The organism is Paenibacillus medicaginis (genome assembly GCF_042138635.1).
GTDB lineage: Bacteria > Bacillota > Bacilli > Paenibacillales > Paenibacillaceae > Paenibacillus > Paenibacillus medicaginis.
In genome coordinates, this window is the sequence record NZ_JBHIRY010000011.1 from 41549 (window position 1) to 60629 (window position 19081).

The 19081-nt window shown below is 49.6% G+C and carries 16 protein-coding genes; 11 read left to right on the forward strand and 5 right to left on the reverse strand.

From position 1 onward, the window contains the following. Window positions 1-151: 151 nt before the first annotated feature. Window positions 152-1093 (reverse strand): LacI family DNA-binding transcriptional regulator, encoded by a 942-nt coding sequence (locus ACE5LO_RS13110; protein WP_375520474.1) that lies wholly within the window; start codon window positions 1091-1093, stop codon window positions 152-154. 76 nt (window positions 1094-1169) lie between these two features. Between ACE5LO_RS13110 and ACE5LO_RS13115 the strand changes: the two genes are divergently transcribed. From ACE5LO_RS13115 to ACE5LO_RS13145, 7 genes are all read left to right on the forward strand, one after another. Beyond that, entirely contained in the window at window positions 1170-1715 is a 546-nt protein-coding gene (locus ACE5LO_RS13115; RefSeq protein WP_375520558.1) for an MFS transporter, read from the forward strand. 35 nt (window positions 1716-1750) lie between these two features. After that, window positions 1751-2803: an HAD-IA family hydrolase gene (locus ACE5LO_RS13120; protein WP_375520475.1), complete on the forward strand. Its 1053-nt coding sequence runs from the start codon at window positions 1751-1753 to the stop codon at window positions 2801-2803. 101 nt (window positions 2804-2904) lie between these two features. Continuing rightward, window positions 2905-3405, forward strand: coding sequence for an RrF2 family transcriptional regulator (locus ACE5LO_RS13125; RefSeq protein WP_375520476.1), 501 nt, complete (start codon window positions 2905-2907; stop codon window positions 3403-3405). A gap of 262 nt (window positions 3406-3667) precedes the next feature. After that, window positions 3668-4837, forward strand: a complete 1170-nt coding sequence (locus tag ACE5LO_RS13130) for a serine hydrolase domain-containing protein (protein WP_375520477.1) — start codon at window positions 3668-3670, stop codon at window positions 4835-4837. Between the two features lie 119 nt (window positions 4838-4956). Next, window positions 4957-6438 carry a DHA2 family efflux MFS transporter permease subunit gene (locus ACE5LO_RS13135; protein ID WP_375520478.1) on the forward strand — a complete coding sequence of 494 codons (1482 nt, stop codon included), beginning with the start codon at window positions 4957-4959 and terminating at the stop codon, window positions 6436-6438. A gap of 249 nt (window positions 6439-6687) precedes the next feature. After that, on the forward strand, window positions 6688-8187 hold the full coding sequence (locus tag ACE5LO_RS13140) for a malate:quinone oxidoreductase (protein WP_375520479.1): 1500 nt from the start codon (window positions 6688-6690) through the stop codon (window positions 8185-8187). Window positions 8188-8375: 188 nt separating this feature from the next. Next, window positions 8376-11444 carry a hybrid sensor histidine kinase/response regulator gene (locus ACE5LO_RS13145; protein WP_375520480.1) on the forward strand — a complete coding sequence of 1023 codons (3069 nt, stop codon included), beginning with the start codon at window positions 8376-8378 and terminating at the stop codon, window positions 11442-11444. An 11-nt stretch (window positions 11445-11455) separates the two neighbouring features. Here ACE5LO_RS13145 and ACE5LO_RS13150 read toward each other — a convergent pair whose 3' ends face one another. Then, the gene (locus ACE5LO_RS13150; RefSeq protein WP_375520481.1) at window positions 11456-12331 is read right to left on the reverse strand and encodes a helix-turn-helix transcriptional regulator; all 876 of its coding nucleotides are present in this window, start codon (window positions 12329-12331) and stop codon (window positions 11456-11458) included. A 161-nt stretch (window positions 12332-12492) separates the two neighbouring features. Here ACE5LO_RS13150 and ACE5LO_RS13155 point away from each other — a divergent pair, with 161 nt between their 5' ends. Both ACE5LO_RS13155 and ACE5LO_RS13160 read left to right on the forward strand, forming a co-directional pair. Continuing rightward, entirely contained in the window at window positions 12493-12798 is a 306-nt protein-coding gene (locus tag ACE5LO_RS13155; protein WP_375520482.1) for a Dabb family protein, read from the forward strand. Window positions 12799-13028: 230 nt separating this feature from the next. After that, complete coding sequence (locus tag ACE5LO_RS13160; RefSeq protein ID WP_375520483.1) at window positions 13029-14042, forward strand: NADH:flavin oxidoreductase; 1014 nt, start codon at window positions 13029-13031, stop codon at window positions 14040-14042. Window positions 14043-14156: 114 nt separating this feature from the next. Here the strand turns inward: ACE5LO_RS13160 and ACE5LO_RS13165 are convergent, their stop codons facing one another. The 3 genes from ACE5LO_RS13165 to ACE5LO_RS13175 all read right to left on the reverse strand — a co-directional run bounded on the left by ACE5LO_RS13165 (window position 14157) and on the right by ACE5LO_RS13175 (window position 17120). Next, the gene (locus tag ACE5LO_RS13165) at window positions 14157-14534 is read right to left on the reverse strand and encodes a winged helix-turn-helix transcriptional regulator (protein WP_375520559.1); all 378 of its coding nucleotides are present in this window, start codon (window positions 14532-14534) and stop codon (window positions 14157-14159) included. 141 nt (window positions 14535-14675) lie between these two features. Continuing rightward, window positions 14676-15530, reverse strand: a complete 855-nt coding sequence (locus ACE5LO_RS13170; RefSeq protein WP_375520484.1) for a helix-turn-helix transcriptional regulator — start codon at window positions 15528-15530, stop codon at window positions 14676-14678. A gap of 360 nt (window positions 15531-15890) precedes the next feature. After that, window positions 15891-17120 (reverse strand): FAD-dependent monooxygenase, encoded by a 1230-nt coding sequence (locus tag ACE5LO_RS13175; protein ID WP_375520485.1) that lies wholly within the window; start codon window positions 17118-17120, stop codon window positions 15891-15893. A 134-nt stretch (window positions 17121-17254) separates the two neighbouring features. Here ACE5LO_RS13175 and ACE5LO_RS13180 point away from each other — a divergent pair, with 134 nt between their 5' ends. Beyond that, the gene (locus ACE5LO_RS13180; protein ID WP_375520486.1) at window positions 17255-17899 is read left to right on the forward strand and encodes a TetR/AcrR family transcriptional regulator; all 645 of its coding nucleotides are present in this window, start codon (window positions 17255-17257) and stop codon (window positions 17897-17899) included. 128 nt (window positions 17900-18027) lie between these two features. Continuing rightward, a complete protein-coding gene (locus ACE5LO_RS13185) occupies window positions 18028-18969 on the forward strand; it encodes an SMI1/KNR4 family protein (protein WP_375520487.1) in 942 nt (313 codons plus the stop codon). Window positions 18970-19081: the final 112 nt, after the last annotated feature.

Here is a 19081-nt window from a genome sequence, read left to right on the forward strand (position 1 = left end):
GAAACTAAAGAGTAAATTGTAACTATGTGAGGGTCGCGAGCCGCTCATGAACGAAGGGGTGGAAAGACAAAGCATCGAGATAGATGTTCCACCCAAGCACTTTCTGTTTCCTCCTTCTGATTCATCCCTATGTTTGAGGCAGCAGCCCTCTTCAAACCGTCAACCGCTCAATCAACTTCACCGGTATCTCCTGCTGACCGAACTCCCTGGTCATCACTTTACGGAACAAATCTCTCCCAATCTCAGTTAAAGGAATTGCAAAAGTTGTGATATTCAGGACTTTGGCTATCGGTTGGTTATCAAAGCTGACGATGGCGAGCTTGGATGGGACCTGAAGGTTTTGTTCGTTGCAGCAGGCCAGAATGCCGGCCGCGACCTGGTCGCTCGTCACGAGCAGGGACGTCATTAATCGCTCCACAATCCATTCACCGTCTTCGAAATGAATGGCGTCATAAAATACGCAATCGGGATCGAAGGACTCGCCCGATCTTTTCAAAAAATCCCGGTACGCCGCTTCCCTTTGCCTGCTGCTTGTGCCGGATTTTCTGGCTAGGCAGTAGCCGATTTTACGATGGCCCTTACCGCTCAAGTACGTTAGCGCCTCCATAAAACTTTTGTAATGGTCGATATAAATGGAGGATACGTTTCGGCCCCTTGCGTCTTCGAATGCGATAATTGGACCGTATGCGGCATATTCCTCTACAATGTCCCAATCGCTGATTTTCGAACAAATTATGAGGGCATCGATTTGCTTGAGCTTCAGCATCATCAAAGCTTCCAGCTCTCGTTCTTCTTCATAATTGGTCTGGATGAGAACCAGTTTATAGTTGCCCTTCAAGGCTTCCTCGGCGATTCCTTCGACGACAAGGCCGAAATAGGGTCTTTTGATAGAAGGAACCATGACACCTATGAGATTGGTTTTTCCTTTGATTAAATGAACGGCATTGATGTTCCGCTCATAGTTCGTTGCCTTCATGGCACGTAGAACAGCCGCTCTTTTGTCATCGCTTACGTAAGGGTGACCGTTGATTACACGTGATACCGTCGTCACCGACACTCCGGCCAGCTTCGCGATGTCTTTGATATTCGCCATAAACTTATCCCCTCTCTCCGAGCTAATTAAGATGCTATTAGTATAAGAAAAACGTCTATCGACGATCAAATTTTCAATCAGGTCTTCGTTATGCTGGTTAATGGCTGTCTTTGTAATCAGCAATCTTGTTGCCGCACTGTCCCCTAATTTTACGGTATTGCTGCTGGCCAGACTTATTTCTGCAACCATGCATGCCCCGTTTTTTTGCATAACCCTGGTTGCTGCGTATCAAATCAGTACGCCTGGCAGGCGGCAGCGGGCCATGGCTTCCATTAATGGAGGTTTGACTCTGGCCATTTTGCTGGGTGTTCCGTTCGGTTCCTATTTGGGCGGTATACTTCATTGGCGCTTGGTGTTTTTGCTTGTTGCCTTCATAGGTGCAGTGGTCCTGCTAGGTTTATGGTTAGTTGCTTCTGACCACAATCAGCATCAACCGGATGTCAGACGTGAGCTGCGGATTATTCGCAACAAAAATATTTTACTGATTTGCATGGTCATCCTGACAGGTCATTCCGGCGTTTTTGTTGTATACACCTTTATCGAGCCGCTCATTCGTGAATTTACGGGATTTGGTGTCAAAGAAATACGGCCGCCTTGTTTATCTGTGGGCGTGGTGCCGTGACAGGCAACTATTTATCGGGGCAGGTCCAACCTGCGATGCTGACGAAACGTCTTGCGCTTTTCTTGGCGGCGTTAACCCTTTTATTCTCAACTGCATCGATATTTATTTCGCTATCTTCCGTGACGGTATTTGTATTCAGCTTTCTTTTTGGTGCAGGAGTATTCGGCGCGGTTCCGCTTTTAAACGCCAAGTTTGTCATCGCCGGAAAGGAGGCGCCTGCTCTAGCCGGAACTTTAGCTTCTTCCGTATTCAATTTGGCGAATGCGATCGGGGCGGCGCTTGGAGCCTTTCTATTGGAGATTGGAGCAGGCTTTGAAGGCTTAACGTGGATCGCCGCGGGTTTAACAGCGTTTGGATTTGCGTTAACAGTGCTGACTTATCATAAAGAAGACCAACAATTGTTTACAGAAACAGAATCGGCCAAAATAAAAAAGAGAAGGAGCATGAACATGCTAAAATGCATCATTTTTGATCTTGACGGTACGCTTGGGAATACGCTGCCATTGTGTGTTGCCGCTTTCAAGAAAGCGATTGAACCACTGGCCGGCAGAGTGCTGAGCGACCAGGAAATTATCGATACGTTTGGCCCTTCGGAAGGGGGAACGGTCCGGGCTTTGATTTCTGCCCATTATGATCAGGGGATTGAGGATTATTTGAAGCATTACCGTGATTTGCATGGGATGTGTGCTGCTCCGTTTGAGGGCATAACCGAGGTGCTTGACTTCGCCAAAGACCGGAATGTACGGCTGGCCATGGTTACAGGGAAGGGGGCGCGAAGCGCAGAGGTTACGCTGGACATTTTCGGTATCCGGTCCTATTTTGACGTGATTGAAACGGGATCTCCGGAAGGTCCGCGGAAGGTGCAGGGGATTAGAAACGTGTTGGAACAACTTGGCATCACGTCTGCAGAAACTGTGTATGTAGGAGATGTTCCAAGCGATATTGAAGCATCGAGGGAAGCGGGAGTTCCGATTGTATCCGCCGCGTGGGCGGAGACGGCCGATCCGGAGCTGCTGCGGTCGCTTCAGCCCGATCAGCTGTTCACAACCATACAAGAATTTAAACAGTACATTGAGCAGATAGTATAATAATGCAGTGCTGAAGAACGTTTAGGGCGGGAGAAGCAATTCCCGCTCTTTCTTGATTTGACTTGCGATATTACGGTAAACTGCACAGAGGGGGAATTAACATGAGTGTACGTCACAGCATTAAGATCGGACCGCCTCGATTCGCCATTTCCGTTCATGCCCTGATTTGTCTTGCTCAAAGCGGTAAAGCGATGTCCAGCGCTGCTATCGCCAAAAAGGTCAACTCACATGCTACTTTTGTGCGCAGAGTTCTAATACAGCTTGTTCAAACAGGGATTGTTGAAGCGAAGGAAGGTCGTGATGGCGGATATATTTTGCAGCGCAATCCGGATCAAGTTACTCTTGCGGATATTTTCCTGGCATTAAATTCTGCTTACGGTGAATCGGAAGATAATCATGATTGCGATAATAATTTACAGAAGAGGGATAAAGCGTCGGAAGACTGCTGTGTATCGGAAGAACAGATCAATAGCGATCCTGGCTTGAAAGAGCTCGAAACGAGGCTGCATTCCATTATGGACGACATCCAAATACAAACGATTATGCTGCTTAAGCAGCATACATTAGCAGAGGTCATGAAGGATCTCCAGTTCAACCAGTAGCTGGATGTGGAAACTGTTTGCATTATTTTTTTGAACGATATATACTGTTACCGAGTAGATTGCAGTTAGCGTTCATAACTGCATTTTATTTTTAGATAATACTGTGCCTTTAAAAAGCACAGTAATTTCATTTTGCAAAGAAGCAGGCGCCGCTTCATTGCACTTGTAATATTTTTTTGCACTTAACTGTGCTTTATATAGTTGCATTTTGATTGGTATTTTGTTCGTCAATCTAACAGCTATAAATCAGGGAGGGTTTTCTATGAGCAGCAAACAGCATGATGAACATTTATTAACCGGGAAGGATTTAATCTCTGAGCCGCAAGCACGCGTCCAGAAGCTTCTTGATGAACTGGTTGATCGTGGAGGTGAGCATGGCTTGCAGGTTGCAGTGTACCTGGACGGCAAGCTTATTGTTGATGCCTGGGCGGGAATCGCTAACGACCTGACTAAGGAGCCGGTGAACGGCGATACCCTTTTCACTGTATACTCAGCCGGTAAAGGGCTTGTCTTTACGGTTATTCATCAATTGACTGAACGGAACATGATTGATTATGATGCCCCAGTTTCTTTATACTGGCCGGAATTCGCTGCAAACGGGAAAGAAAACATTACGGTTCGTGATGTTCTGACTCATCGGGCCGGTATTCCTCAGATGCCTGCGGGAATAACGCCGGAGAAGCTGACAGATTGGGATTTCATGGCTAAAGTCGTTGCGGAGCTTGAGCCGCTCTGGCAACCCGGAACGAAGACGGGATACCACGCTTTTACGCAGGGATGGATTTTGGGAGAGCTGATACGTCGCGTCGACGGCAGAACGATAGCGCAGCTGGTACGGGATGAGATTAGTAAACCGCTAAAGATAGAGGATTTATATTTTGGCATTCCCGAGGAAGCAGAGGCACGTGTCGCGAGAATAAGCGGTAAAATGCCATCTGGTGGCGGTATTCAGGAGGATATGCTGATCAATCGGGTTATTCCATACGGGATAGGACCTGGCAACGAGATGTGGAACCGTTCGGACATCCGACAAGCCTCAATCCCCGGTGCCGGTGCGATTGTCAGCGCCCGTGCTTTAGCTCGCCATTATGCCGCGCTTAGCGGCGAAGGTGTCGACGGAACACGCCTACTGACCCCGGAGCGGACACGGATTGCTGCTGCACTTCAAACCGCAGAACCGGATGTTGTCATGTTTAATAGTCCTACACGTAAAGGCCTGGGTTATTGGCTCGGAGAATCACTCTTCCCAATGATCAATAATGATGCTGTATTCGGTCATACAGGCTCCGGCGGTTCTATTGGTTTTGTCGATCCGGTGAACCATTTGGCATTGGCTTTAACCAAGAACAAGCTATCCTGGGGTGCCGGAAACGAGGCTGCAGAAATTCGCATCATTCGTGAAGTCTACCAATCTCTGCGCATCCCGCAATGATATGAGGACTTTCGGATATCGGATTCAATAGGAAAAGCTTTGTTCCCCGTCGAGAAGCTGATTGACCACCTGGATGTGAAAGAGAGCTTGCAGAAAAATAAGAGGGCGAGGAGTTACGTATGTCTTCATCAAATTCCTTACAGCTGGAATCGAACCAAGAGTTCTCTGTCAAAACCATTTTAGCACCGCTGCTTGCCGTGGTTATTGGCATGATGATGGTTATTTTGGACAACACGATTGTCAATGTGGCGGTTCCCAACCTGCAGGAGTATTTCGGCAGCTCACTCCAATTGATTCAATGGACGATTACCGGCTACACGTTGGCTCTGTCTGCAGTTATTCCATTGGCAGGCTGGATGATTGATAAATTTGGCGCAAAACGCATTTTCTTGATTTCGATTGCTTTGTTCACGCTCGGCTCCATTTTGTGTGCTTTAGCAAGTACGCCGGAGCAGCTCATATGGTTTCGTATCACTCAGGGGATAGGCGGCGGTATGATCTCCCCCATCGGAATCACTTTAATTTTCAAAATGGCGCCTGAAGACAAACGGGGAGCCGTTATGAGCGTGCTTGGTATTCCGATGCTGCTCGCTCCTGTTATTGGCCCGGTTTTATCCGGATGGTTGATCGAGGTTGCATCCTGGCATTGGATTTTCCTGATCAATCTGCCGATCGGCATTGTGGCCTTCATTGTAGGCGCAAAATATTTACCTGTGCTTGAACGGCAAAAAACGCCTGCACTCGATATCCTCGGAATGATATTGGCTCCTATCGCATTCGCCATGTTGGCTTTCGGTGTGAGCGAAGGCGGGACAGACTGGGGCTCTGCACGAACTTTAACCGGATTAATCGTTGGCGGGGCAGCGCTCCTCCTATTTGTGATAGTTGAGCTTCTGCACAAACAACCTTTGCTGGAGTTGCGGGTATTCCGTTCTTCAGATTTTACCCGCAGCATTATAACGACCTGGATAGCGCAGGTGGCCTTGTTTGGGTCGATTCTGATGATTCCGTTATATCTGCAAAATGTTAGAGGTTTCACTCCGCTGGAGAGCGGACTGACGACGCTGCCAATGGAGATTTGCGCTGTGATCTTTATGCCGCTTGGGGGTCGGTTGTTCGATAAGTTGGGGATTCGCCCCATTGCTTTAACGGGTCTGTCCCTGATTACAGTAGCTTTGTTCTCCCTGTCGATGATTGAGCTGGATACACCAGTCCCTTGGATGATGGTTCCAATTGGCCTGCTGGGAGCGGGAATGGGTTTTTGCATGATGTCGCTGAACACTCATGTATTAAAATCGGCGCCGAAAAGGCTTGTAAGCCGGGTGACGCCATTAACCTCTGCAAGTCAGCAGGTGGTGATGTCCTTTGCCATAGCGGGATTAACGGGGTATTTGGCCTCCAGGGTAAATTTCCATATGTCAGAGGCGGGGGGGAGAAGCAGCAATGCGTTGCATAATCTGTCGCAGGCTTATGGCAGCACCTTTCTCCTGATCGCGATCATTGCCGCAGCCGGGACATTATTAAGCATTATTTTACGCGAGCCAAGACCAGAAATGAATCATGAGCTGGAGGGAGATACGTCAGAGCAAGGTTCACTCTAAGATAGATAGATCATTTTTTTGAAGGTTTGTTGGGTCTTGGTCCGGGATGTGCCGGGCCGAGGCTCTTTTGCATTTTATACTGGTTTTTGCGTGCTCCGAGGTATGAAATCGGAATTGTCACTTTTTAACCAGATTTAAATAGTTTATAATTGAAAAGAATGTTGAGTTCCTAGGTGGCGCCTTGCTTTGTGGTACCTAAGCCGGAGCGTCTACCCTTTTTTGCAAATATTGGTATAAGGAAGGGTTGTAATGAGCAGCATACAGATAAAAACAGACGTTATCTTAATTGGTGCAGGAGTCATGAGCGCAACTTTGGGAGCATTACTGAAAGAACTGGCACCGGAATGGGAAATCAAAGTATTTGAGAAACTCGCAAGTGCAGGGGAAGAAAGCTCCAACGAATGGAATAATGCGGGCACAGGTCACGCCGCACTGTGTGAGCTTAACTATACTTCCGTAAAAGCTGACGGATCTATAGATATTGGCAAAGCCATAAGTATTAATGAACAGTTTCAGCTTTCAAGGCAGTTTTGGGCGTATCTTGTGAACAGCAATGTGATTCGAAATCCGCGTGAGTTTATTATGCCTTTACCTCACATGAGTTTGGTACAAGGTGATGAAAATGTGACCTTTTTGAAAAGGAGATTTAAAGCGCTTTCAGAAAATTCCCTGTTTCAGGGAATGGAATTTTCAGACGATCCGGAACGGTTGAAGCAATGGGTTCCACTCATTATGGAAGGGCGTACATCGAACGAACCGATAGCAGCCACCAAAATTGACTCCGGTACGGATGTTAATTTTGGCGCTTTAACGCGTTTGTTATTTGACCACTTACAGAGCAAGAATGTCGAGATCCGCTACAAGCATAGTGTCAAAGATATTAAACGAACGAGCGACGGTTTGTGGCAGGTGAAGGTGCAGAATACCGAGAGTGGAGCGACGGAATATCATACGGCAAAATTTGTATTTATTGGCGGAGGTGGAGGAAGTCTGCCTTTACTGCAAAAAACCGGAATTCCTGAATCCAAGCATATTGGGGGCTTCCCGGTAAGCGGGCTGTTCATGGCCTGTAACAATCCGGACGTGGTGGCGCGGCATCATGCCAAGGTATACGGCAGGGCCAAAATTGGGGCTCCCCCCATGTCCGTTCCGCATTTGGATACCCGATATATCAACAACAAAAAGGCATTGCTGTTCGGGCCATTTGCCGGTTTCTCACCCAAGTTTTTAAAAACAGGTTCAAATCTGGATTTGATCCTCTCCGTAAAACCGGATAATATCCTGACCATGCTGGCGGCCGGGGTAAAAGAGATGGCACTGACCAAATACCTGATCCAGCAGGTGATGTTATCCAATGAGCAGCGGATGGAAGAATTGCGTGAGTTCATTCCGAACGCCAAAAGCGAAGATTGGGACATCGTGGTGGCGGGCCAGCGTGTGCAGGTGATCAAAGATACGGCTATCGGCAGAGGAACCCTGCAATTCGGTACGGAGGTGGTTACCGCTGTGGATGGTTCAGTAGCCGCACTGCTTGGCGCTTCCCCAGGTGCCTCTACGGCTGTTAACGTTATGCTTGAGGTGCTGGGAAGATGCTTCCCGCAGCAAATGAAGGGGTGGGAACCGAAAATCAAAGAAATGATTCCTTCTTATGGTGTGGCATTAACGGAAAACCCCGATCTTTTCCAGAAAACTCATGATGCAACATCGCAGGCGCTTGGTCTGAGCGAGAAGAAGACGGTTTTTAGTTAAAAAACATATAGTGAGAGAGGGAAAGGGGCTGCTGCGGCATGCTCCTTTCTTTAACGATTAAAGGAGTCCTTCACGTTTGTGTCGAATTTGTGTATATGCGAACAAAGAAAAGAACCCAACACAAATATATATGGATACTGCTTCTGATATTTAGCGCACTGACCGGAATGCGTTGGATGTGGTCCGAGATGTTCACAGTAATGAATCACCCTCGAGCCATTGATGGCGTGCTTGATCTGCGCGGGATGGATTTGGGGAGTTCTCCCCCCTTATATTTGAATGGAGAGTGGAAGTTCTATCCCGGATCACTTGCCACCGGCCAAGAACTACCTGAGAAAGGACCCGACCCTCTAAATATCACGGTTCCGGGAGATTGGGGAAGTGCGCTTCACCCGGACACCGGCAACTCCATCGGATATGGAACTTATCGGCTGCGAATTTTGACCGATCCGCTGCAGGAGCCCATCGCTTTCTGGTTCAGGGGCGTTACGACGGCAACTGAAATTGAAATCAACGGAGAAATGGCGGGAAGCATCGGCAGGGTAGCAACCTCCAAACAGGAGTACACCCCCAAAAGTGTCTCTTTTACCGCTACCTACGAAATAAAAGGAACTACCGAGATCGATGTGTTGGTCCGTGTGGCCAACTTCGACAATCCCAACAAGGGTGGAATCATCAACCCCGTGCGCTTTGGCTCCCAAGCGTCCATTGACATTGTCCGCTGGAACTCCATCGGGTTACAGCTGTTTATTTTTTTGGTGCTGTTGCTTCATGAAGTGTATGCTTTCATTATTTATGCGTTCAATCCGAAAGAGAAGACATTGTTGATTACCGGGTTGCTGCTGCTGATCACCAGCATTGTGGTTCTAAGCAACTACGATACCATGCTGCTGAATTGGTATCCGATGATCCATTACACATGGGCGATCAAAATTAAATGGATCAGCATGCTGTGGCAAATTCCGTTAATTCTGCTGCTGTTCAAAAAATTCATGCCGGCCTATTTTCATAAAAGATGGCTGCGTGTATTTTTGGCGGCAAACATGGGCTTTACGGTGCTGCTGCTGATCATGCCGTTCGCTTATGTGGATGGCCTCGTTCTTTCCAGCTTGTTTTACATTCTCTATTTGATGTCGTTTGCCTGGTTCCTCTATATCATAGGCATGATGGTCTTCAAGCAGCAGACGGATCGGGACATGATCTTCCTGCTGCTCAGCTCGGCAGGAATCATTTCTAATTTTATCTGGAGTACGGCAGAGGCTGTCAGAGACGTAACCACCGTCTATTATCCGGTTGACCTGGCTATCGCGATTATCGGTTTTGCCTCTTATTGGTTCAAGAAATACTTCCGGCAAAACAGGGAAAATATTGAACTTAACGGAAAATTGAAAGAGGCGGACCAGATCAAGGATCAATTTTTGGCCAATACCTCGCATGAGCTGCGGACACCACTGCACGGCATTATGAATATCGCCCATCATGTGGCCACTAAAGAAAAAGACAGGCTGGAGAAGAACAGTCTTGACGATATGCAACTGCTTATTAGAATGAGCAGGCGGATGTCCCATCTGCTTGATGATCTTCTTGATGTAGTTCGGCTGAAGGAGCATCGTCTTGTGCTGCGGAAGGAACCCTTGAAAATTCAGTCCATCGTACCAGGTATCCTCTCCATGCTGCAATATATGGCAGAAGCAAGGCCGGTCGGCCTGCATATGGAATTACCGGAAACCACGCCTCCCGTTCTAGCCGATGAAAAGAGGCTGGTGCAGGTTTTTTATAATTTGCTGCACAATGCGCTGAAATATACAGAAAAGGGAACCGTTTCCGTGTCAGCTGAAACAGGGGAGGGACGAGTACTCGTTCATATCGCCGATACCGGGATAGGCATGGATGAAGCAACCCGCGCACGAGTATTTCTTCCTTATGAGCAAGGTGCTTATGATGGCGTCAACGGAGGGCAGGGGATCGGACTGGGGCTAAGCATCTGTAGGCAGCTTATTGAGCTGCACGGGGGTACATTGACGGTTCGTTCCGAGCCTGGTAAAGGGTCTGTTTTCAGCTTTGATCTTCCTTTGGCGGATGAGTCTGATCTCTCCAGGCCGCAGATGTCCTTTTCTATCGGGCATGAGACGGCAGGAGCGGATGAGATGCCTGGCGGTTTTCTGTTCCCGGATTTGACTGTCGGGGACAAGGAAGTCTCCGCAACGACACCTTCACCGCTTTTGGAAGAAAGCAGGGCCCGTATTCTTGCTGTTGACGATGATCCGGTCAACCTGAAAGTGCTGGTCAGCATCCTGTCGACAGAGCCTTATGTCATTGTGACGGCACAATCGGGCCAGGAAGCATTGGAATTGCTGGGTACGCAGCAGTGGGATTTGCTCATCGCCGATGTGATGATGCCGAACATGTCCGGATATGAATTGACCAGGAACGTCAGGGAGCAGTTTCCCGTGTCGGAGCTTCCCGTCTTGCTGCTTACCGCTCGTAGCCAGCCGGCCGATATTTACACAGGTTTCTCTGCGGGGGCGAGCGATTATGTCACAAAACCTGTAGATGCGTTGGAGCTAAAATACCGGATTAAAGCTTTGGTTACCCTAAGGCAATCCGTTCATGAGCGGCTGCGTATGGAAGCCGCATATTTACAGGCGCAAATTCAGCCTCATTTTCTGTTTAATACTCTGAATTCGCTGATGGCGTTAAGTGAGATTGATACGGACAGAATGCTCAAGCTGGGCGAGGCCTTTGCTTCCTATTTGCGGATTAGTTTCAATTTTCTGAACACGGGCAGGCTGGTTGAGCTGTCTCATGAGTTGGAGTTGGTCAAAGCCTATCTGTATATCGAAAAAGTGCGGTTTGGTGATCGGCTGTCGATGGAATGGGAGGTGGAGCCGGACATCCGCCTGCAGCTTCCACCGCTCACGATCCAGCCTTTGGTGGAAAATGCCGTGAACCACGGCCTCTTGAGCAAGTCAGAAGGCGGGACAGTTCATATTTCCATTACACATCAGAACGACTGTACTCTTGTTAAGGTAAGCGATAACGGAAAAGGAATGGATCAGGAGCAGGTGAATATGTTGCTAAGCGCCGGGATTAGTGAAAAAGGCGGAATCGGCATCTCCAATACGAATCGGCGATTAAAGCAGTTATACGGGCAGGGGTTGTCCATCGTAAGCAGGCCTGGAGAAGGAACGACGATGTCGTTTGAAATTCCAGACACGCAAGCCGCCGGGTTTCCTGACATCGAGAATCGTCTGTAATTGAAGGCTAATCAGGTAGAGAGCGCATGCCGCTCCTTGCTCTTTAGTTCATAGTCGCTCAGCAGCCGCTGCATTTTTTCGACGGTGCCATCCTGATGAGGAACATGAATGGATACCGTCAAGCTCGGATCCTCAAGATACTGGAAGGACACATGGTCGAAATTTAACATGCCGGCATTGGGACACCGAAGCGTCTTGGGGGCATCAATGGCATCCAGCACATCATGGGCTTCCCAAAACTCACGGAACTCCGGACTGATTTGGGATAAAGCATTGAACTGCTCGGACCACCAGGAATCATCAACGTGCCGGGCAAATCCGGCGTGAAATTGAGCGGCAATCCGGCGTGCATGCTGCTCCCATTCATCTCCTTTGATGTAGCGGAAGCGTTCGGATGTGAAGGTCATCCATACAAAATTCCGTTCCTGGTTGGATAAGGCCGCAAGATCGCCGTTTATGGCACAGTAGGCCGAGTTCCAGGCAATGATGTTCATGCGGGAATCCATGACATTCGCCGGGGAGGTTCCGAGGCTGTCCAGAAAGCCCTGCAGGGCAGGAGTAACCTGGGAAGCGTGTTTTGTTTCCTCTATGGGAGGGCGCTTGCGGGCCAGATAAAACATATGGTTCCGTTCCGGAGCATCCAGCATGAGCACTTTGGCTATTCGCCCGAGAATCTCGTCGGAGACGTTGATATGGCGTCCCTGTTCAAGATAGGTATACCAATCCAGCCCCACATCGGCCAGCATCGCGACTTCACTCCGGCGAAGTCCTGGAGTGCGCCTGCGACCGTTGTCCGGCAGACCAACCTGCTCCGGTGTAATCCGTTCCCGCCGTATTCGTAAAAAACGGGCTAATTCCTGGTATCTGTCCAATGGAATATTCGCCATGCTGCATGCCTCCTGTCCAGGCAGGAAGAGTGGGATTCGCAATCCCAGGATCACTGGATCTCTTCCTGGTCATAATTAGTCTATATAGAATAGGTTATGTGATCTGCAGGCATAAAATCAAGATTCACTTTTTTCTAATATAGACAGGGAGGTTTCAAACCATGTATGAACATATCGTTCTATTGAAATTCAAGGAGCACAACGGCACGGTCCTCAACCATGAAGATGCTCTGAAAACCGTAAATTCCTTCAAAACTTCCATTCCGGGGATTGTTGCTCTTAGCGCCGGGATCAATGTCTCTGAAGAGACAGAGAATACGCACGGTTATTCCCTGGCCCTTCGGGTAACGTTCGAGGATCAGCAGGCCTGCCGGGATTATGTACAGCATCCGCTTCATCAGCAGTTGCTGCAGAACATCGGTCCTTGGGTGGAAGGTGTTGTCGTAGCAGACTATTCGTTCAATTAATCCTAAAAAACAGGACAAGGAGCTGGCCGCATGATATCGGTCAGCTCTTTTTGCGTACCTAGGGCATTTCTTTTGTTTGTAGTGAAGCACTAGAGTCCATAGTAGGTTACCTGAAGGTTACCAGATGAAGAAATAGTGCCTCCTTGTGGGAGACTGACACGGGTTTTATACTGGGGCCATACCCGAATTGAACTAATCGCGATCAAATACAATCTTTCTGGAGGTTTGTTATGAATTATTCCCCATCTGTTCAAGCACTGTTCCAACCGTTCACCATCGGAAATTTGACATTGCCTAACCGGATTGTCATGGCACCGATGGCCCGGGAGTTTGCTCCGAATGGCGTGCCGGTCCCGGATATGGCCGCCTATTATCGCCGCAGGGCGGAAAATGGCGTCGGACTGATCATGACCGGGGGCACGCTGATCGATCATCCGGATACGTCCAATTTGGAGAACGTACCACACATCTACGGCGAAGCCGCGTTAAGCAGTTGGGCCAACGTGGTGACCGCGGTGCACGAAGCGGGCGGCCGAATCATAGCGCAGATTGCTCATATAGGAGCGCGGGGGCATGTCGGTGATTATTCGGAAGCGGATATCGCAGACATCATCCAGGCCTTCGTCAAGGCGGCATCCGACGCCAAGCGGATCGGTTTCGACGGCATTGAGATCCATGGTGGACACGGCTTTTTGCTCGATCAATTTTTCTGGAAAAAAACCAACTCGCGCACGGACCGCTACGGCGGCGACTGGGGCGGAAGGACCCGCTTTGCGGTGGAAGTGATCGAAGCTTGCCGCCGTGCCGTCGGTCCAGAATTTCCGATCGTGCTGCGCATCTCGCAATGGAAGATGAGCGACTACACGGCAAAGCTGGTTGAGACGCCAGCACAGCTGGAACAATTCCTGACTCCTTTGGCCGCAGCCGGAGTCGATATATTCCACGCCTCCACCCGCCGTTTCTGGGAGCCTGAATTCGAAGGCTCCGCTCTGAACCTGGCCGGATGGACCAAAAAGCTGACAGGCAAACCGGTGATCGCCGTCGGATCGGTTGGTCTGGAAGACGATGGAACGGCAGAGACTCAGGTCGCCGGCTTGCTCGAACGGCTGGAACATGAAGAATTCGACCTGGTCGCCGTCGGGCGGGCATTATTAGCCGATCCTGCCTGGGCAAATAAAATTCGCGACGGACGAATAGACGAATTGATCTCCTTTACGGACGAGGCGAAGCAAAAGCTTTATTAAGCCGGCATTCGCATTCACCTGTCCAGCTAAAGTATTCTGTATCGTATCATTTTGGATTGAGCGCAATAATCCGCATGCCGGACAGTGAAAAATAAAGCGGTAAATTGAAAGCTCTCAGGATGGTTCTCCTGAGAGCTTTTCGGATTGGGCCTTACGCCTGCGATGGTTGGCTCCCCAGTCAAGCATGACGGCAAACAGCGGCCTCAGTGTCTGCCCGTATGCTGACAGGGAATACTCCACCTTAGGCGGGTTATCCGGAATAACTTTCCGTTTTACCAGCCCCTCTTCTTCCAGTTCGCGGAGCTGTTGTGTCAGCATTTTTGGCGATATATCGGGAAGCGCCCGCCGCAATTCGTTGAACCGCCGGGTCTGATCAACCAATTCATGTAATAACGAGAGCTTCCATTTCCCGCCAAGCACGCGGATCGTTTCCCCAACACTGATATCGCATTCATCTTCGTGACGAAGGTCAAGTGCAATTTCTTTATCCATGATTCGCTCCGGCGAAATTTCCTCAAAAATTCGGTTTTCCTCCTTCACGTTTCATGCCCCCTTTTGGTAATTGTCCGAATTCAAGCATACGTTATTTCCGAAAAGGAAAGCAACCAAAAGGAGGCCAACAACAGGAACTGCTCATTGGATCAGCGAGTCTTCTTCCAGCATTTGCAGCAGCCTCTCTTCCGTGTCCGTGCCGGGCACCGGAACAAAAAAGCACCAGTGCAAGTCCGGGTTGTTATCAATCACACCTGCGGAATGGATCGTGAACTCCATCTCCTGCCCGTCGGGAAGGCGAAATAATGAGGTTGCTACACGTTTTTGCTTGATTTCATAGAGATTCCAGTAGTAATTAAACTCTTCGCTTTCCCGTCTCAAACGTTCGAACCGTTCCATATAGAGCAGGTTCTCCTTGTAACGGTCGAAGCCGGCCCGCATCACCGCTACGGAGTAACGGGCAGCGCCCTCCCAATTCACCAGTCGTTCACGGTATTCCGGATGCAGAAACATAATGTTGATCATATACCGCTCGCTCTCCGGCAGACTGCCGAAATCTGCTACAATCAGCTCTGCGGCCCGATTCCATACGATAACATCTGTGCCTGTATCCGTGATGAAAGAAGGATAATGCAGCTGATCTACAATATTTTGCAAAAATCCGATATCCGGCTCTCCGCTATTCAGCTCAGCACCTGCGCTCACCGGGTCGACATTTGCCAGATCAAACAGATGTTTCTGCTCATCCTCGTCCAGCTGCAGCGCATTGCCGATATGAAGCAGCACCTCCGGTGACGGGTTCGTTTCCCGGCCCTGCTCCAGCCAGGTATAATAAGTCACACTGATATTGGCGAGATAGGCTACTTCCTCCCTGCGCAGCCCCGGAGTACGCCTTCGTCCTGGTAACCGGTCAATTCCCGCTTCTTCAGGCTGCAGCCGTTCCCTGCGTGATTTGATGAATTCGCCCAATGCGGATGAAGATCGAGTTGTTTTCATATATGTCACCACCTCGGCAAAATCGACAGGCTCGTGCTCGAACATTCGGAGTACTTTTCCCTTAGCATATCCAGTCAGCGGGTTGTGGATGACAACGGTGAGCGTGATCATTCTAACGGACTGGATTGCCGCTATTTCGGCGAAATTAAGCATTTGTGGAATGTTAGCGGACTCCACCGTCTTTAATTATAAATTATTCGCATGTTTCGGGCCATTTTCGGGTAAATAAAGCCCTCCCAGTCCGCTCAGACAATAAAACTCCGTCTTTTGGGGCAAATAAAGGCGCTCTGGTCCGTCGGGGCGGGTCATCCAGTAAACGTCTCAAGTCTATATCAAACGATACTTGATTGCAGCTATTGTTTATTTCAAAGGGTAATCAGGCAGGCGAAGTGAGCTGTGAACATCTCTGGATTCATCCCCAGGCATGCTGCCCCGAGCTGATGACTGGATGGTCGCAAGCGCCTGATTGCGGACATCAAGCTCCTCATTGGTGCGTGGGAAGAGGAAGGCTGCTGCACCGCTGTCAACCAAAGCCTGATTAGCTTCAGCAAACGGGCGCATAAGTTTCTCATAGGCTGCAAAAGCTTCTTCAGGCTTATCATAGGAAGCCAGCTCGCCAGCCAAAACATACGCCCCTACCAGCGCAAGACTTGTTCCCTGTCCGGTCAGGAAAGATGGCGCGAAGGCGGAATCACCCACCAGCGCTACGCGGCCCGCCGACCAACGGGGCATGTGAATTTGAGCGACAACGTCATAATAAAGATCGTCTGCTTCCATCATCGCCTTCACAAGCTGAGGGACTTCCCAGCCGTGTCCGGCAAACATCTCTGCAGTCAGCCTGCGCTGCTGGTCGGCGTCATGCCGATCTGAGATCGGCGGTTTCTCGGATGCGAAGTTCAGGAAAGCATGCAGTGTGTCGCTGTCGCGAGCGGCCGACAATATGGCATAGCGTCCTGGTGTGGCGTAGACAATAGACTCATGGGACAGGCCGAGATCATTCGGAACGGTAAAGCCGTTAAAACAGTAACCGAGGTATCGGGTGAACTGCTCCTCCTGGCCGAATACGAGCCGGCGCGTATTTGAATGCAAGCCATCTGCCCCGATGATGATGTCATATCTGCCGCTTTTGCCGCTCTTGAAGGTGACATCTACACCGCTGCCGTCATCGTTCAGGGTGGCGATGGAATCATTGAACCGGTAGCGGACCGGCTGCTGTTTTGTCAGATCATATAACAGCTCCGTCAGTCTGCCGCGCGGCAGCTCGATGTCCCGTTCCTCTACTCCGCCGGAGATATCCTCTGGTTTAATTGCACCGGCAATGCTGCCGTCGGCATGAATAAAAGAAATCTTCTTCGAATGGATATGGGCCTCTTGAAGCTGTGGAAGTAATCCCATTTGCTCGACTACGTCGATCGCCGTCCCCCGCACATCAATAGGATAGCCGCCGCCCCGAATCGTCTGTGAGCGTTCGACCACGGTGACATCAAAGCCATATTTGCACAGCCAATAGGCAAGGGTTGGGCCAGCAATACTTGCACCAGAGATCAGTACCGTTTTTCCGGAAGCCCGGGAGATTGATTTATCAGTCATTGTAAAAGCACCTCTCATTGTTTTTTATAAGGTACTATAAGTACCCTAAATAGATGTTATTATAGATTCATCAGAAATGCAAATGTAAAAACGTTCAAAGTATAATAGAAATATTTTGAAAGAAGGGATTAAGTATGGAGAGAAATAGAAATGAGAGCTCCGCAACTCCCGAACCGCCACAGGATGAGGCACGGAATACAGCGACACGGCGGCGCGGAGAGGTTCTGGAAAATGCCATTTTGCAGGCCGCTTGGGACGAGCTGCAGGAGGTTGGTTATGCCCGTCTGTCTATAGATGCAGTTGCGACGAGAGCGAAGACCAACAAAAATGCGGTATACCGCCGTTGGCCCAATAAAACCAAACTTATCGCAGCCGCAGCCGTCAAATTTGTACCGAGGCCTTCCCTTGAAGCTCCGGACACAGGCGAACTGCGCAGTGATGTGATCACTTTGCTTAATGGAATAGCGGCTGCTATGCGAGCGATCGGTTCTGAAACGATACACGGCATGCTGGTCGACGATCCAGATAAGGAGATCATTTCTTCTTTGCCGCAAACGGTGAGTCGGAGCAAGGAGAACCCGTTGACCCTGGCTATGAAGACGATTATGAAAAATGCTGAGGCACGGGGAGAGGTGACTCTGCAAACCATGAAAGAGAGAGTTATATCTCTTCCCTTTGATTTGATTCGTTACGAAGTGCTCATCGCCCATGAGGAGTTAACTGAACACATCATTACAGAGATTGTGGACGATATTTTTTTACCGCTTGTCCTTAAATAGCCGCTTCCCTGCCAGACATAGGGTATGATAGAGAGAAGTGAAAGCCATTATACATGCTTTGCAGGCTGGAGATGGGGCTGCCGGGAATGTTAAAATTGTACAAAGAACGAAACTAGGGGGCCGAGTGGATGCAGGACAAGCTGTTGCCAAAGCTGGAGGCGTGGCATGAAGAGGATGAATTCGAGGAAATCGTAAATGCCGTGATGGACATTCCTGCGGAGGAAAGGGATTATGAGCTGACCAACCATTTGGGTCGAGCGCTGAACAATCTCGAGCGTTATGAAGAGGCGGTCGAGCAGTTCCTGTCCGTGGCGGATGAGGGCAAAGTGGACCCGTTGTGGCAGTATCGTATAGGTTTTGCCTACTACTATCTGGATCGATACGAGGAGGCCCTACGCGCCTTCGAAGCGGCAGACCGGCTGGAGCCTGGGGATGAGGAAATTCAGGAGTTTTTGGAGTTGATCCGGGATAAGGTGCCGCAGCAGCCGCCGGAAGAAGCGGCCCCAGACCCTGCCGATGTCCCTGCCCGTGTCTCTGCCTATGCCGATGGCGCACCTGAAGCTGCGCTGGAATCGGATGCTGATTTCACGGACTTTTGGGAGGACAGCGACCTGGCGCTGGAGCAATATGTGATGGCCCCGCCGACCGATGAGCAGATCGCTTCAGTGGAAGAAGAGCTTGTTTTCAGGCTGCCAGCCTTCTATGTACAGATGATGAAGCAGCATAACGGGGGTGTACCCCGCAGCAGAAGCTTCGCGGTGGCTGACCCGGTCTCCGGGGAGATGGGGCATATCGTCATTTCCGGCATTTTGGGCATTGGCAGAGAGAAGAAGCGTTCATTGTGCGGAGAAGCAGGCAGCCGCTTCCGGATTGAACAGGAGGGATACCCTGAATTTGGCGTGATCATCTGTGACTGTCCTTCGGAAGCGGCAGCGGTTATGCTGGATTACCGCGACTCCGGCAATGACGGCGCACCGGAGGTTGTGCATGTCGATAAAGCCAACAATTATGCAATCACACGGCTTGCGCCAAGCTTTGAGGCCTTTATTCGTGGGCTGGTGAAGGAATAAACCCATACATTTAAGAGTCTGATTCGTTCAGGCTCTTTTTTGTTTTATGCCGCTTCATTTGGAACGCATGCCCAAAAAATTTACAACTCATTAATAACTTTCAAGCGGGGAT

Coding starts and splice junctions, on each gene's coding strand:
- ACE5LO_RS13150 (WP_375520481.1), bottom strand. CDS start 12,331: ATGGCGAATATTCCATTGGACAGATACCAGGAATTAGCCCGTTTTTTA.
- ACE5LO_RS13130 (WP_375520477.1), top strand. CDS start 3,668: ATGAGCAGCAAACAGCATGATGAACATTTATTAACCGGGAAGGATTTA.
- ACE5LO_RS13165 (WP_375520559.1), bottom strand. CDS start 14,534: ATGGATAAAGAAATTGCACTTGACCTTCGTCACGAAGATGAATGCGAT.
- ACE5LO_RS13125 (WP_375520476.1), top strand. CDS start 2,905: ATGAGTGTACGTCACAGCATTAAGATCGGACCGCCTCGATTCGCCATT.
- ACE5LO_RS13145 (WP_375520480.1), top strand. CDS start 8,376: ATGTTCACAGTAATGAATCACCCTCGAGCCATTGATGGCGTGCTTGAT.
- ACE5LO_RS13160 (WP_375520483.1), top strand. CDS start 13,029: ATGAATTATTCCCCATCTGTTCAAGCACTGTTCCAACCGTTCACCATC.
- ACE5LO_RS13110 (WP_375520474.1), bottom strand. CDS start 1,093: ATGGCGAATATCAAAGACATCGCGAAGCTGGCCGGAGTGTCGGTGACG.
- ACE5LO_RS13170 (WP_375520484.1), bottom strand. CDS start 15,530: ATGAAAACAACTCGATCTTCATCCGCATTGGGCGAATTCATCAAATCA.
- ACE5LO_RS13120 (WP_375520475.1), top strand. CDS start 1,751: ATGCTGACGAAACGTCTTGCGCTTTTCTTGGCGGCGTTAACCCTTTTA.
- ACE5LO_RS13185 (WP_375520487.1), top strand. CDS start 18,028: ATGCAGGACAAGCTGTTGCCAAAGCTGGAGGCGTGGCATGAAGAGGAT.
- ACE5LO_RS13135 (WP_375520478.1), top strand. CDS start 4,957: ATGTCTTCATCAAATTCCTTACAGCTGGAATCGAACCAAGAGTTCTCT.
- ACE5LO_RS13175 (WP_375520485.1), bottom strand. CDS start 17,120: ATGACTGATAAATCAATCTCCCGGGCTTCCGGAAAAACGGTACTGATC.
- ACE5LO_RS13155 (WP_375520482.1), top strand. CDS start 12,493: ATGTATGAACATATCGTTCTATTGAAATTCAAGGAGCACAACGGCACG.
- ACE5LO_RS13180 (WP_375520486.1), top strand. CDS start 17,255: ATGGAGAGAAATAGAAATGAGAGCTCCGCAACTCCCGAACCGCCACAG.
- ACE5LO_RS13140 (WP_375520479.1), top strand. CDS start 6,688: ATGAGCAGCATACAGATAAAAACAGACGTTATCTTAATTGGTGCAGGA.